Annotated in this window: 1 pseudogene; it reads left to right on the top strand. The window is 58.6% G+C overall.

Annotation, left to right across the window (positions count from 1 at the left end):
* Window positions 1-69 precede the first annotated feature (69 nt).
* Window positions 70-449 (top strand): annotated as a pseudogene (locus CFB41_RS37090) (transposase); the annotation flags it as partial.

The following is a 449-nucleotide window of genomic DNA, read 5'->3' as shown; positions in this document are numbered from 1 at the left end:
TGACCTGCCCTGGAATTTTCGGACCGGCTGAAACTTGAGAGAATGGCTTCCAACGGAGAGAAGGAAGTCATGAAGAAGAGCCGGTTCACGGAAGAGCAGATGGTCACGATCCTGCGCGAGGCGGACAAGATTCCGGTCGCGGAGGTGGCGAAGAAGCACGGAATCAGCGAACAGACGATCTACAACTGGCGGCAGCATTTCGGTGGACTGGAAGCGTCCGACGTAAAACGGCTGAAGCAACTCGAGCAGGAGAATGCACGGCTCAAGAAGATGCTGGCCGAGCGTGATCTCGAACTGGACGTCATGAAGGAGATCAACGCAAAAAAATGGTGAGCGCGCCCGCGCGGCGCAAGCAGGTTGCCTACGCGCAAGCGCGGGGCCTGTCGGTGCGACGTGCGTGCGCGCTGATGTCGGTGGCGAGATCGGCGCTGCACTATGAATCGAAGCTT

This window comes from Burkholderia sp. AU33803, assembly GCF_002223095.1.
GTDB lineage: Bacteria > Pseudomonadota > Gammaproteobacteria > Burkholderiales > Burkholderiaceae > Burkholderia.
The sequence above is the reverse complement of the archived record's forward strand: the minus strand, read 5'-3'. Positions and strand labels throughout refer to the sequence as shown.